The organism is Paenibacillus sp. S02 (assembly GCF_019454065.1).
Lineage (GTDB): Bacteria > Bacillota > Bacilli > Paenibacillales > Paenibacillaceae > Paenibacillus > Paenibacillus polymyxa_B.
The window spans coordinates 1,665,184-1,679,952 of record NZ_CP073682.1; the positions used below are offsets into that span (position 1 = coordinate 1,665,184).

General features: G+C 45.6%; 13 protein-coding genes. 12 read left to right on the forward strand and 1 reads right to left on the reverse strand.

What is annotated here, in order from left to right; translation table 11 throughout:
* Positions 1-13: 13 nt before the first annotated feature.
* The 4 genes from KAI36_RS07300 (at position 14) to KAI36_RS07315 (ending at position 4,317) form a co-directional block, all read left to right on the forward strand.
* Positions 14-1,552, forward strand: a complete 1,539-nt coding sequence (locus KAI36_RS07300) for an ABC transporter ATP-binding protein (protein ID WP_220027396.1) — start codon at positions 14-16, stop codon at positions 1,550-1,552.
* The gene (locus KAI36_RS07305; RefSeq protein ID WP_220027397.1) at positions 1,545-2,624 is read left to right on the forward strand and encodes an ABC transporter permease; all 1,080 of its coding nucleotides are present in this window, start codon (positions 1,545-1,547) and stop codon (positions 2,622-2,624) included. Before KAI36_RS07300 ends, KAI36_RS07305 begins: the two co-directional genes overlap by 8 nt.
* Position 2,625: 1 nt before the next feature.
* The gene (locus tag KAI36_RS07310) at positions 2,626-3,585 is read left to right on the forward strand and encodes an ABC transporter permease (protein WP_010349245.1); all 960 of its coding nucleotides are present in this window, start codon (positions 2,626-2,628) and stop codon (positions 3,583-3,585) included.
* A 384-nt stretch (positions 3,586-3,969) separates the two neighbouring features.
* Positions 3,970-4,317: a hypothetical protein gene (locus KAI36_RS07315; RefSeq protein WP_023987757.1), complete on the forward strand. Its 348-nt coding sequence runs from the start codon at positions 3,970-3,972 to the stop codon at positions 4,315-4,317.
* 34 nt (positions 4,318-4,351) lie between these two features.
* On the opposite strand, the gene KAI36_RS07320 is transcribed toward KAI36_RS07315, so the two are convergent.
* Complete coding sequence (locus KAI36_RS07320) at positions 4,352-4,792, reverse strand: GNAT family N-acetyltransferase (RefSeq protein WP_025724102.1); 441 nt, start codon at positions 4,790-4,792, stop codon at positions 4,352-4,354.
* A 613-nt stretch (positions 4,793-5,405) separates the two neighbouring features.
* Here KAI36_RS07320 and ilvB point away from each other — a divergent pair.
* From ilvB to KAI36_RS07360, 8 genes are all read left to right on the forward strand, one after another.
* Positions 5,406-7,151: a biosynthetic-type acetolactate synthase large subunit gene (gene ilvB, locus KAI36_RS07325; protein ID WP_023987759.1), complete on the forward strand. Its 1,746-nt coding sequence runs from the start codon at positions 5,406-5,408 to the stop codon at positions 7,149-7,151.
* A gap of 1 nt (position 7,152) precedes the next feature.
* Positions 7,153-7,638 (forward strand): acetolactate synthase small subunit, encoded by a 486-nt coding sequence (ilvN, locus tag KAI36_RS07330; RefSeq protein ID WP_023987760.1) that lies wholly within the window; start codon positions 7,153-7,155, stop codon positions 7,636-7,638.
* A gap of 163 nt (positions 7,639-7,801) precedes the next feature.
* On the forward strand, positions 7,802-8,794 hold the full coding sequence (gene ilvC, locus KAI36_RS07335) for a ketol-acid reductoisomerase (protein ID WP_013309387.1): 993 nt from the start codon (positions 7,802-7,804) through the stop codon (positions 8,792-8,794).
* Between the two features lie 124 nt (positions 8,795-8,918).
* A complete protein-coding gene (locus KAI36_RS07340; RefSeq protein WP_220027398.1) occupies positions 8,919-10,460 on the forward strand; it encodes a 2-isopropylmalate synthase in 1,542 nt (513 codons plus the stop codon).
* A 204-nt stretch (positions 10,461-10,664) separates the two neighbouring features.
* Entirely contained in the window at positions 10,665-11,741 is a 1,077-nt protein-coding gene (gene leuB / locus KAI36_RS07345) for a 3-isopropylmalate dehydrogenase (protein ID WP_028542967.1), read from the forward strand.
* A gap of 321 nt (positions 11,742-12,062) precedes the next feature.
* Positions 12,063-12,602, forward strand: coding sequence for a peroxiredoxin (locus tag KAI36_RS07350; protein ID WP_023987763.1), 540 nt, complete (start codon positions 12,063-12,065; stop codon positions 12,600-12,602).
* Between the two features lie 260 nt (positions 12,603-12,862).
* The gene (locus KAI36_RS07355) at positions 12,863-13,279 is read left to right on the forward strand and encodes a hypothetical protein (protein WP_013309391.1); all 417 of its coding nucleotides are present in this window, start codon (positions 12,863-12,865) and stop codon (positions 13,277-13,279) included.
* Between the two features lie 337 nt (positions 13,280-13,616).
* On the forward strand, positions 13,617-14,720 hold the full coding sequence (locus tag KAI36_RS07360) for an ATP-binding protein (protein WP_023987764.1): 1,104 nt from the start codon (positions 13,617-13,619) through the stop codon (positions 14,718-14,720).
* The last annotated feature ends 49 nt before the right edge of the window (positions 14,721-14,769 follow it).

Consider the following 14,769-nt stretch of genomic DNA (forward strand, 5'->3'; position numbering starts at 1 on the left):
TAAGGGTGATCTCATGGATGCAGCGACCCCCGTCGTTGAGTTAAAGCAAATTACAAAACGATTCCCCGGCATCGTTGCCAACGACTCCATCAGCATCAAGCTGCATAAGGGAGAAATTCATGCCCTTTTGGGTGAGAATGGCGCGGGTAAATCTACGCTTATGAATATTCTTTTCGGACTGTATCAGCCGGATGAAGGGACAATTGAAATCGGAGGTAAACCCGTACAGATTGATAGTCCAAATAAGGCAATTGATCTGGGGATTGGCATGGTGCATCAGCATTTTAAACTCGTACAGCCGTTTACCGTGACCGATAATATTGTCCTGGGCTCGGAGCCACGTAAGGGTCTGAAAATCAATTATAAAAAGGCTGCCGCAGAAGTACAGCGGTTGTCTGAGCAGTACGGCCTTCAGGTAAATCCGAATGCCAAAATTGAGGATATATCTGTTGGTATGCAGCAACGTGTAGAAATTATCAAAACGCTCTATCGTGGTGCAGATATTCTGATTTTCGATGAGCCTACAGCTGTACTGACACCGCAGGAGATCACTGAGTTGCTGGACATTATGAAACGTTTGGTCGCTGAAGGCAAATCAATTATTCTTATTACTCATAAACTTAAAGAAATTATGCAAATTGCAGATACTGTTACGATCATTCGCCGAGGTCAGGTTATTGATACGGTCAAGACGTCTGAAACAACACCAAATGAGCTGGCAGAGAAAATGGTGGGCCGTCGTGTGTCCTTTAAAGTGGACAAGCAGCTTGCACAACCAGGACAAACGGTACTGGAAATGAACAATGTAATTTCTAAAAACAAGGATGGCATTAATGTTCTAAATGAGTTGAACCTGCAGGTCAAGGCGGGCGAGATTTTGGGGATTGCCGGAGTAGATGGCAATGGACAGAGTGAGCTGATCGAAGCTTTGACAGGCTTACGCAAGGTGGATGGTGGGAGCATTCGTTTGCTCGGACAAGAGGTTGCCAATCAGCCACCACGCAAAATTTCCGAGGCAGGCGTTTCACATATACCGGAGGACCGTCATAAGCATGGGTTGGTGCTCGATTTTTCTATGAGTGAAAATATGGTGCTGGAGACGTATTACCAGGCGCCTTACAGTAAAAATGGCTTCTTGAACAAAGATGCTATAGAGAAACAGGCCAAAAGTCTTATCGAAAAGTTTGATGTAAGAACACCGGATATTCACACGAAGGCAAGAGCATTATCTGGTGGGAACCAGCAGAAGGCTATCATTGCGCGTGAAATTGATAAAAATCCAGACCTTCTCATTGCAGCACAGCCTACACGCGGTCTGGATGTCGGAGCTATTGAATTTGTCCAGAAACAACTGATTGCCCAACGGGATCAAGGTAAAGCTGTGTTGCTCATATCTTTTGAACTGGACGAGATTATGAGTGTATCCGACCGAATTGCTGTCATCTATGAGGGCAAGATTGTCGGGGAAGTGCTGCCAGAAGAAACGAATGACCAGGAACTGGGACTGATGATGGCAGGAAGTGCAGTGAAGAAAGGAGTAGAGAATGGCTAATCTATTGAAAATATTCACAAAAGACTCCTTTGTACTGGCGCTGGTCTCTATTATTTTGGGTCTCCTTCTGGGTGCTATTGTGATGCTGATTGGCGGGTATGACCCTATTGTGGCCTATTCTGCATTGTTTAGCCGTGTATACGGAGATTCCTACAACTTTGGAGAGGCTATCCGTGAGATGACTCCGCTGATTTTAACGGGGTTGGCATTTGCTTTTGCGGCCCGCGCCGGATTGTTTAATATCGGCGGCGAAGGTCAGTTTCTGGTAGGTATGACAGCTGCTTCGATTGTGGGCATTAAACTCCATGGATTGCCAGCTATCATTCATGCACCGCTAGCTGTGATTGCAGGTGCAGTTTTCGGAGGTCTGTGGGCTGCAATTGCTGGCTATTTGAAGGCCAAACGAGGCGTGAATGAAGTTATTACATGTATTATGATGAACTGGATAGGTCTGTATTTGGCTAATTTGGTGATCAATCAGTTCGCACTTATGGATGGTGAAAATCGTTCTCTGGATATTCAGCCTTCTGCTTCTATTTCCATCGAATGGCTGTCCCAGATGATGGGGAATGCTCGGGTACATTGGGGCACGGTTATTGCTGTGCTGGCGGCAGTATTTTTCTATATTTTCATGTGGAAAACGAAGCAGGGCTATGAGCTTCGGGCTGTCGGATTTAATCAGGATGCATCCCGTTATGCAGGTATGAATGTAAACCGTAATATCATAAAAGCGATGTTCATTAGTGGAGTTTTTGCCGGATTGGCAGGCGCCTTTGAAGTGCTGGGAGTATTCCATTATCAATCTGTCATGGCAGGATCACCGGGAACGGGTTTTGACGGTATCGCTGTAGCTCTGATTGGGATGAATAACCCATTCGGCGTGTTACTCGGTTCTGTTTTGTTCGGAACGCTTACGTATGGTTCTGCGGGGATGAGCTTTAGTGCAGATGTACCGCCCGAGATTATCCGGGTTGTCATTGGCTCGATTATTTTCTTCATTGCGGCCCAAGGTATTGTACGTTGGGTTGTGAAGCCGCTCTACTCCAAGCGGAAGAAAGAGAAGGTGTTGTAAAATGAGTTGGTTAACACTTGGTGAATTAATCCATACAACGCTCGTTTTTGCGACGGCGATTATTTTTGCGTCTCTCGGCGGAGTTTTTTCAGAAAAATCCGGTGTAACGAACCTCGGGTTGGAAGGACTTATGGTATTTGGAGCGTTTGCAGCGGGTGTTGGCGGATTTTATGCCGAGCAAGCTGGACTAGGAGGCACCTCTGCGGCTTGGGTAGGTGTGCTGTCAGCTGCCGTGTTCGGTATTTTGGTTTCGCTAATTCATGCTGTAGCCTCTATTACGTTTAAAGCTGATCAGGTAATAAGCGGTATAGTTATTAACTTTCTGGCAGCAGGTAGTACACTGTACATGGTCAAGCTTTTATTTGAGGGAGATGGTGACACCGGTCGGATTCAGGGTTTTAACGAAATATCCATCCCTTACCTTGTGGATATCCCGATTGCAGGAAAAGCCTTTTTCCAAGCTTACCCAACGACATATTTAGCCATTCTATTAGTTATTATTGGCTATTTTACTTTGTACAAAACACCGTTTGGTTTACGTTTGCGTTCCGTTGGGGAGCATCCGGGAGCGGCCGATACAGTGGGAATTAAAGTAAATCGTCTACGTTATATTGGTGTTATGATCAGTGGGGCATTGGCTGGGATTGGTGGAGCTACAATCACCCTGACTACAACCAACATGTTCTCGCACAATACAGTTTCGGGGCAGGGATATATTGCTATTGCCGCTATGATTTTCGGTAAATGGAATCCGCTCGGCGCTTTTGGCGCAGCAGTGTTTTTTGGTTTTTCACAAGCCATTCGCAACTATGTGCAGCTGTTCGCATGGTCGCAAAGTATTCCCCAGGAAATTATTTTTATGTTGCCATATCTCCTGACGATTATTGTACTGGTAGCGGCTGTCGGACGTTCACGCGCTCCGGCCGCTTTGGGTCAACTTTATGATCCAAGCAAGCGTTAAAACTTATAGACAGCTGATGTGTACGTCTTTAAAAATGTACATTGGTGTGAGGATTTTGCAAAAATCCCATAAGCGACTTCCAATGAACAAGATATAGATCGAAATGGTTTAGTTCGTCTATATCTTGCACTTCGGAGCGACTGGAATCGAATTTTTCAAAATCCTGGTGTATAAAAAATCTGGTATCTGCATGTGCAGGTACCAGATTTTTTTATATTGTGCAGGCATTTAAACATACGCTACTGGCATGAATGGAATAGACTGTGCTATGCAGATTGGACGGGACGCTCGGCCCCTGTCAGCTCCGGTCTATTTTGTGGTGGTGATGAGCTATCAAGGAGCCGTTCAATCTGTCCATCCGTTGAGAAAGAAGGAGGAAATACGATGAAACAGGCAGTAACCAGAAAGCAGGTGGAGAAGCTTGTCGGCAAAGTCATCTTCGCTACTCGCAAGGATGGTTCCCAGGTCAGCGGCAAGCTGATTCGCATTTCGGGTAACCGACTGGTTCTTCAACCAAACCGCAAGAAAAAAGTAAACACGAAGGCGATTATTCCTCTGGTGCTGTTTGACTTGCTTGCCATCGGCACAGCTCCATACATTGGTGCCTATGGTGGGGGATATGGTGGCTACGGTCCAGGTTATGGAGGACCAGGATATGGTCCGCAGCCAGGCCCGTATACAGACGGGGGATACCCCGGGGTAGGATATCCGTATTACCCTAATTTATTTTAGTCATACAAAATCTTGGGCCCGAAAAAGATACTTTTTACAGTGACTTTTCGAGTTCATGGCATCGGCTCAGAGCTACGTATCGCAGCATTTGATATTGATGACGCAGATAAAAATGGATCCCCCTGATATTGTCTTCGTCCACCATAACTTTAGCCCGCTTGCAGCGACGCAGTCGTCCGTAGTGTTCGGCATGCTCCAGCAGTTTTTTTCCGTATCGCATACCTTGATGAGCCGAAGAGATTGCGATCAAATCAATGTATAATAGTTCGCCATGCAGCATAACATGAATGAAGCCAACAACCTGTGCATTATCCGGTCTGCAAGCTACAAAAGTGATGCCCCGGTTTAAGCGCCGGGGTAATTCTTTGCGTATTTGTTCCATTTCTTGGGCACTTAAATGTGATAGGGGGACAAGCTCTTGCTCGATTAGACGAAAGATGATGGTGTCATCTTGAGAGCTGCGTTTTCGAATCATAAACGGGCCTCCTTTTCTACCCTTTTAACAAGATAAGACGTGGCTTTGGAGGAGTGCACTGTCTCACCGTGTGGTCTTTTTTATAATATGCGGGTACCTCTTACAAGCGTGCGACTCTGAGGTGCTTCAGAAAAGAAACATAAATTTTTATGAAATATGGGTATTGACTATCCCAGATGGGAGACATATAATGTGTCTAAACATTTGAAAGAATGACATGAACTCAACGGCAATGAAGAGGACGAAGTGATTAGGGCTCTTTTGTTCAGAGAGTGAGGCATTAGCTGCAAGCTTCACCAAAATCCCTTTTTAACGAGCTCACCTTGGAGCTGTTTTCCTGAAAAGTATTTGGGCCCGATGATATTAACGGTGCGCTGAATCACCTATTAGGGAAAATCGTACGGTCTACGTTACAGACGCCAGATATGGAGATCCTTTGCGATTTCTGTACCTGCCAAGGTTCGATATTGCGAAATATCGGGCAAACACGGGTGGTACCACGGAAGCTACAGCCTTTCGTCCCTCAGTAACAGCAAGTCTGTTCTAGGGATGAAAGGTTTTTTTGTTTTTACAAATGTCAGATGTATGTAAATTTTGTAAAGGAGGATGACCAATGAGTGCACAAATTCCTGAAGTTAGGTCAACCAATGAATTACGTGAAAAGTGGATGAAGCCTGAAGTGATTACAGGTTCGGAAATTTTACTCCGTAGCCTGTTGCTGGAGGGAGTAGATTGTGTCTTCGGATATCCTGGTGGTGCAGTGCTTTATATCTATGATGCCATGTATGGCTTTAAGGATTTCAAGCATGTCCTCACTCGTCACGAGCAAGGAGCTATTCATGCGGCAGATGGTTATGCACGGGCGAGCGGTAAAGTGGGCGTATGTATCGCGACTTCCGGACCTGGAGCGACAAACCTGGTAACTGGTATTGCGACGGCTTTTATGGATTCGGTGCCGTTGGTGGTCATCACGGGTAACGTTATATCTTCCCTGATCGGTACGGATGCTTTCCAGGAAGCCGATATCACGGGAATTACAATGCCGATTACGAAGCACAGCTATCTGGTAAGAGATGTAGAGGATCTGCCGCGAATCATCCATGAGGCATTTCATATTGCCAACACAGGGCGGAAGGGACCGGTGCTGATTGATATTCCGAAGGATATTTCCGCAGCCCAGACGTTGTTCGTTCCACAAACGGGACCAGTGACCATGCGGGGTTATAACCCGAAAGTGCTGCCCAACAAAATTCAACTAGACAAGCTAACTCAAGCTATTTCCGAAGCAGAACGTCCATTCATTCTGGCAGGTGGAGGAGTTGTATACTCCGGTGGACATGAAGCACTTTACGAGTTTGTTCGTAAAACGGAAATTCCTATTACGACAACATTGCTCGGATTGGGTGGTTTCCCAAGTGGACATGAACTGTGGACGGGGATGCCGGGGATGCATGGAACATACACCTCCAATCAGGCGATTCAACAGTCAGATCTGTTGATCTGTATCGGAGCCCGCTTCGATGATCGGGTAACAGGCAAGTTGGATGGGTTTGCTCCTCAAGCTAAAATCGTCCACATTGATATCGACCCTGCTGAAATTGGAAAAAATGTTGCAGCGGATATTCCTATCGTGGGTGACGTGAAGGCAGTGCTGGAATTGCTGAATCAGGATGTGAAACGTGCGGATCGAGCTGATGCATGGAGAGCGCAAATTCAGCATTGGAAGAATGAGAAACCTTATTCTTATAAGGATTCTGAAACGGTGCTTAAACCACAATGGGTTGTTGAGTTGTTGGATGAAACGACCAAGGGCGGCGCAATCGTAACGACGGACGTGGGACAGCATCAAATGTGGGCAGCGCAGTATTACAAATTCAATCAGCCACGCTCATGGGTCACCTCTGGTGGACTCGGTACGATGGGATTTGGTTTCCCTTCTGCAATCGGTGCTCAGATGGCCAATCCCGACAGATTAGTAATATCGATTAACGGGGACGGCGGTATGCAGATGTGTTCGCAGGAATTAGCCATCTGTGCAATCAATAACATTCCGGTTAAAATCGTAATTATCAACAACCAGGTGCTTGGAATGGTTCGCCAATGGCAGGAATTGATCTATGACAATCGGTATAGTCACATTGACCTGGCTGGAAGTCCGGATTTTGTGAAACTTGCCGAAGCATACGGTGTCAAAGGACTGCGTGCTACGAATAAGGAAGAGGCACGTCGGGCTTGGCAGGAGGCGCTTGATACACCCGGACCGGTCGTTGTCGAGTTTGTAGTCAGCAAGGAAGAGAATGTATATCCGATGGTGACGCAAGGTTCGACAATTGATCAAATGCTGATGGGGGACGAGTAAAATGACAACAAAAAATACCATTGCTGTACTGGTAAATGATCAACCCGGCGTTTTGCAACGTGTGTCCGGCCTGTTCGGTCGCCGAGGCTTTAACATTGAGAGCATAACTGTGGGACAATCGGAAGAAGTTGGATTATCCCGTATGGTCATTGTGACTGTAGGGGATGAGAACAACCTGGAGCAGATTGAAAAGCAGCTTTACAAGCTGGTTGATGTGATCAAGGTCATTGATCTCAGTTCCAAGCCGATGGTAGCTCGGGAATTGGCGATGATAAAGGTAAAGGCAGAACCGCCTCAGCGGCCAGAGATCATGGGCGTGGTAGAAACATTCAGAGCAGCTGTAATTGATGTTGGAACGACGAGCTTGATCGTACAGGTCATTGGCGATACAGAAAAAATTGATGCCATGATCGAGTTGTTGAAGCCTTACGGTATTCGGGAGTTGACTCGAACCGGGGTTACAGCTATGATACGTGGCAATGCTTAATATGGAGCTTTAACGAATTACCGCTTATAGCGCATTACATCAATAAAGAACCGCCCGCATAAGAGCGGGGGCTCGAAGAGATTTTTAGATACTAATCACGAGGGAAAGTCTCTTGGAGTACCCGCTCATTATGAAGGGTCCAATTAAAAGGAGGAAATTAACCATGGCAGTTACAACGTACTACGAAAAAGATGCAGAACTCAGCGTATTGAAAGGAAAGACAGTGGCCGTTATCGGTTACGGTAGCCAAGGACATGCTCAAGCACAAAACTTGCGTGACAGTGGTGTGAATGTTGTTATTGGTTTGCGTGAAGGCAAATCAGCTGATGTCGCAAGAAACGACGGTTTCGAAGTTCTGAACGTAGCTGATGCAACAAGCCGTGCAGATGTGGTTCAAATTTTGCTACCTGATGAAACTCAAGCTTCTGTGTACAAAAATGAAATTGAACCTAACCTGAAAAAAGGCGCAGCTCTTTTGTTCTCCCATGGTTTCAACGTTCATTTTGGACAAATCGTAGCTCCTAAAGATAGCGATGTATTGCTGGTTGCTCCAAAATCCCCAGGACATATGGTACGTCGTACCTATGTAGAAGGGTTTGGGGTACCGGGGTTGATCGCAATTGAGCAGGACGCAACGGGTCAAGCCAAAGAAATCGGTCTTGCTTACGCAAAAGGCATTGGCTGTACACGTGCGGGCGTAATTGAAACCTCCTTCCGTGAAGAAACGGAGACGGATCTGTTCGGTGAGCAGGCAGTATTGTGTGGCGGCGTGAGCGCACTTGTAAAAGCGGGCTTTGAAACATTGACTGAAGCAGGTTATGCTCCTGAGATGGCATACTTTGAATGCTTGCATGAGCTTAAGCTGATCGTTGACCTGATGTATGAAGGTGGATTGGCAACGATGCGTGATTCCATCAGTAATACAGCGGAATATGGCGATTATGTAACTGGACCACGCGTGGTAACGGAAGATACGAAGAAAGCCATGAAGGATGTATTAACTGACATTCAACAAGGTAAATTTGCTCGTGACTTCATCCTTGAAAATCAATCTGGACGTGCATTCCTGACGGCTACTCGTCGTAATGAAGCTAACCATCCGATTGAAGTGGTGGGCGGACAATTGCGTGAAATGATGCATTGGATCAAAAAGTAATAATCTTTTGTACTATGAACTCGACAACATGAATTATTTATAAATATTAATTACAATGCGGCCCTGCTTATTGCGTGAGCCGCATTGTAATTTAAGGGTCCTAATCCTGAGGAGGTGCGTTAGGTTGCGCAAAATATATATATTTGACACAACGTTGAGAGACGGAGAACAGTCACCTGGCGTGAACTTGAATACTCGTGAGAAAGTGGAGATCGCTCATCAGTTGGAGAAGCTGGGAATCGATCGTATGGAGGCTGGGTTCCCGGCTGCTTCTCCGGGTGATCTGGCGGCTGTTAATGCAGTAGCAAAAGCTGTAAAAAATTCGACGGTTATTGGCCTTTCACGTGCAAGGGAACAGGATATTGATGCGGTTCGCGAGGCACTCAAGGGAGCTCAGGACCCGTGTATCCATATCTTTTTGGCAACTTCACCTATTCACCGTCAGCATAAGCTGCGGATGGAGAAGGCACAGGTATTGGAAACGGCTCGTGCTGCCATACGCTATGGGTTGAAATATTTACCTAAAGTGGAGTTTTCTTTGGAGGATGCAGGTCGTACAGAGCTTGATTTTGTGGTTGAAATGGTCAACATGGCTGTACAAGAAGGGGCTTCTGTCGTCAATATTCCAGATACGGTAGGTTACTTGACACCCTACGAGTATGGAAATATATTCAAACATATTAAGGAAAATGTGGTCGATGTGGAGAAGATTCAATTGAGTGCACATTGCCACAATGACCTGGGAATGGCTACCGCTAATACACTTGCCGCCATTCTGAACGGTGCGGATCAGATCGAGGGAACCATTAACGGTATCGGTGAACGCGCTGGGAACACGGCCATTGAGGAAATCGCTATGGCACTGGAGACGAGACAGGAATTTTTTCAGGCCAAAACGTCTCTTCAATTGTCTGAAATTGCGCGCACGAGCCGTTTGGTTAGCCGTTTGACGGGGATGGTAGTGCCGGGCAACAAGGCGATTGTTGGAGCCAATGCTTTTGCGCACGAATCAGGTATTCATCAAGACGGTATGCTGAAAGAGAAAACGACCTATGAAATCATGACACCAGAAAGTATCGGTCTGAAAGAAAGCAAACTGGTACTCGGTAAGCACTCAGGTCGTCATGCTTTCCGTGAGCGTTTGATCGAGTTGGGCTACGAATTGAACGAAGAAGATCTGAATCGCGCTTTTGGGCAGTTCAAGGATTTGGCTGATAAGAAGAAGGAAGTTTCGGACGATGATATTTTGGCATTGCTGGAAGAAAAATTGGCCGATGCACCTGAAGTCTTCAAGCTGGAAACCATCTTTGTTACCTATGGGAACAAGGCTACGCCTTCCGCACAAGTGCGTCTGGTTAACGATGAAGGTCAGGTTATCGAGACAGAAGCTGAAGGAAATGGTTCAGTCGATGCGATCTATAATGCGATTGACCAAGCCAGCAGCGAGAGCGTTGTACTTTCAGATTACTCCATCAAGTCTGTTACCCATGGTAAAGACGCTCTGGGTGAAGTGCACGTGGTGCTGACGCAAAACGGACTGTCTGTACAGGGACGCGGGGTAAGCACCGATATTCTGGAAGCAAGTGCTCGGGCTTACGTGGATGCGCTGAATGGTTTGATCGACAAGCGTAAAAACTACAGTAATCGCGTAGATTATAAATCTTAATTATATGCAGACTTAAGAGTTGGATATATACAGGATCGGGTGTTTCCGGTCCTGTTTTCTTTTTCTCTAATGAAAAAACCAGCTTATAGGCTGTGCCTATTGAATTGATAGATTCTATATCTTGGTCAAAGCCCTGCCATGTATGTTACAAAGAAGGTATGAAAAATACAGTTGTATAGCTGTATAACAAGAGGAGTGTACGTGATGGCAGACGTTAAAAAGATTGCGGTAATAGCGGGAGATGGAATTGGACCGGAAGTGGTCGCAGAGGCAGAGAAAATTTTGAAACGTACGGAAGAAGTGTTTGGCCTTTCATTTGAAACGGAACATGCGCTGTTCGGTGGGATTGCCATTGATAAGAAGGGCACACCATTGCCGGAAGAAACACTGGCAGTATGTCAATCTGCAGATGCTGTTCTGCTGGGTGCGGTAGGAGGACCACAATGGGACAACAATCCAAAGGAACTTCGTCCTGAAACCGGACTGCTGGGCATACGCAAAGAGCTCGGTCTATTTTCGAATCTTCGTCCTGCTGTCGTCTTCGACTGCCTCAAGGACGCGTCTACATTGAAACCGGAAGTGTTGGAAGGAACGGACCTGATCGTGGTGCGCGAACTGACGGGCGGCATTTATTTTGGCGAGAAGTTCAGACGAGAAAGTCCTCAAGGTGAGGAAGCAGTCGATACTTGTGCATATAATGTAACAGAGGTAGAGCGTATAGTGCGCCAATCTTTCGAAATTGCACAAAAACGTCGCAAAAAACTTGCATCGGTGGATAAGGCTAATGTACTGGAAACCTCCCGTTTATGGCGTGAAGTAGTTAACCGGGTCGCTGTAGACTACCCGGATGTCGAGCTGGAGCATGTATTGGTTGATAACTGCGCCATGCAATTGCTGCGTCGTCCATCTAGCTTTGACGTCATCGTGACGGAAAATATGTTTGGTGACATTCTCAGTGATGAAGCGGCTATGCTGACCGGATCCATCGGCATGCTCTCCTCCGCATCACTTGGACAAGGCAGCTTCGGCCTATACGAGCCGGTACATGGCTCGGCGCCTGACATTGCAGGTCAAGGGCTGGCGAATCCCATTGCAACGATTTTGTCCGTTGCTTTGATGTTCCGTCTCACCTTCGGGTACGAGAAGGCAGCTGATGCCATTGAGAAAGCGGTAGCTGAGGTACTGGATGCAGGGCACCGTACGGCGGATATTGCGGTGGATAAATCTCAAGCGATCTCGACAACTCAAATGGGCGATCTGATCGCAGCAGCTATTCGTTAAAAGCTCCGTAAATGTACCCGTTCTGAAAAAAAGCTTCCTATTATATAGTAAGGTTATACAGTCCAGCCTTTTCGGCAAATGTTTAGCACAGTAGCTCCTGAGCAATCAGGAGCTACTTGTATATTCGAAAGTTCAAAATGTGAATAAGTTGTGAATTTTTAAGCTAGTTTAAAATAATTATAAAAAAGTAATGGTTACAATATTGACTTTGATTTCAGCGAATGATAACATTTATCAAGTAAGTTGTTCATTACAATACAGATGATTGAGGAAAGCACATTCGGTGTTTTTCTTACATATTTTAAAGGAGGATTTCATATTATGGCAGAAAGATTGGTAGGAAGACCCGCCCCTGATTTTGCATTGGAAACAGTGACTGGAGACGGTCAAGAATTTGGTTCGGTGAAGCTTTCCGATTACCGTGGCAAGTGGCTCGTATTTTTCTTCTATCCACTGGATTTCACTTTTGTGTGCCCTACGGAAATTACAGCATTGAGCGATGCTGCTGACCAATTCAAAGAGCTGGATACTGAAATTCTGGGTATCAGTGTAGACTCCGTGCACAGCCACAAAGCATGGATTAACACAGCTAAAGAAAACAACGGTCTGGGCAAACTGAACTTCCCATTGGCTTCTGACATCACGAAAAAAACAGCAAGCGATTATGGCGTTCTGATCGAAGAAGAAGGCGTTGCATTGCGCGGCTTGTTCATCATTGATCCAGAAGGCGAATTGAAATATCAAGTGGTTAACCACAACGACGTAGGCCGCAGTGTGGAAGAAACTTTGCGTGTACTGCAAGCTTTGCAATCCGGTGGCTTGTGCCCAATGAACTGGAAACCAGGCGATCAAAATCTGTAATATAAGCTTCACAAGTTGAAATTAAACAAGCAAGCCCCCAACTAGCGGTTACTCTGCCGTTATTGGGGGCTTGCTTGCCTGCTCTGTGCAGTGGGAGATGTGAGGATAGCCTGTTTGAATGAGACAATACAGAGTGAAGTAACAAATAATTATGGAAATGTTGTTGTGTTCTGGAGGAATTTTGCCTGATGAAAGCGAATAAGGTAGTGTAGAAGATAAACAAGGCAGAACAGGTTTTGTTCAGAGGAGGCTGAGCCCGGATGAGTTATTGCTGTGGAGCAAGCATGGTAGGAACCAAGGGAACGCTGAAGCATTACCGCACCCAAGTTCATAATGTTCCTTTGCTGTTTTGCCCGGTATGTCGTCGCATTGAAGTTCATTATAAAGTCGAAAATGAGTATGAAATTCTGGCTGAATATGCACATGGAGATGGGGCAACCGAGATTGATTTTCAGGATTATGTCATGGAAGACGATGATACGATATTTGAAAATTGTGTGAATCGTGAAAGTGAAGATGCGTTTGAAATTGTGAAGCGTCAAATTGACATATCCCTGGATTTATTGATGGTAGCCAAACAGATGAATGATGAAAAATGGCAGGGAGAGCTTAAGAGAAGACTGGCCGTTATGAGCCAAAGACGATCCCGGCTTCAACATAATAAGAGCGGCAGTTGACATCCTACACACCAAAGAAGCTCTCAATTCTGGAGAGCTTCTTTGGTGTGTAGGGCGCTTGTTCCTAACGTAATCTTTCATTTTGGTAATGTTGCGCAGATATTATGACGAAAGAAAACAGGATAAAAATGTGGATTCGACACTTTTTCCGATTGACTGCGATCCTTAATCTTGTCTATCATAAAATAAGACTCGAATTGGAAAGAGATGGTCGGATTTCTGTGAAACTGTTTTCTACACCATTGAAGGGTAGTCGATAGATGCCTTTCTCTTCTTCAAGATTATTACGCGTCCGATACGGCCAGTTTGTCATTCCGAAACAAGGGGGAAGCCTGGCATGATCAGTGAATTCCAAGAAGCCTTGCTTGATACCGTGGGAGCTTGTCCTTCCACACAGATCGCCAATAACAAGTATGAAAATGTGCTGGAGAACCTGGATAGTGGTATCATGCTGTTTGACAGTGACGGGGTACTGACCTTTATTAACGTGCAAATGGCGAAATTGCTGGAGCTACCACGGAGTTCGCTAGCAGGTCGCAATTTGATGCAAATTTTGCATCATCCTGAGTTAAGTCGGTTTAAGAAGAAGAAAATCATGCGGATTTATAAAGAAACTATCTTTCATAGAAAGCGCTATCATGAGTTGATTGATGAGTATGGTCGGCATTGGTTGATAACAGTGACCTACGGTGATCAGATGGATGGCGATTTTTTGTTTAGCGTCAAGGATGTGTCGGATTATAAGCAGATTGAGCAGACGGCGTATCAAAACGATAAGCTGGCGATGCTGGGACGCATCTCTGCCTCTATCGCCCATGAAATCCGTAACCCGCTTACCGCAATCCGGGGCTTTATTCAATTGCTTCGACCGCATTTGGTGGAGTTGGGCAGGGATGAGTATGCTCGCATTATATTAACAGAAATTGATCGTGCGAACGACATTATTTATGAGTTCTTAAATTCGTCCAAGCCTTCGGCTCCGCAAAAAACGGCTGTATCTGTGATGGGGCTGCTGAAAGAGGTAGTGATGCTGACAGAAAGCGAAGCATTGATGAAGGGTTGCCAGATTGCATTGGACGAAAATGATGAGCTCATGAAGGTTTCCATTGACGTGAAGCAGATTAAGCAGGTTATCCTCAATATGATTAAAAATGCGATGGATGCCATTGAAAGCATTGGTGGGGAACGAGAGGGCTGCATCGATATCCATACAGTGCTTGAGGGCAATTATGTTCACATTTGTATTGAAGATAACGGATTAGGTATGGATCATAATACATTGGCGCGTTTATTTGATCCTTTTTTTACAACAAAAGAAAGTGGAACCGGATTGGGACTGGCTGTGAGCTATCGAATTATCAAAAATCACGGAGGCTTCATACATGTAGACAGTAAACATGGAAGTGGCACACAATTTAAAATCACGCTTCCTGTAGTTTAATATGGGGAGGTTTTCGCAGAGGGGTCCTGTACATACTATTTCTTTTATG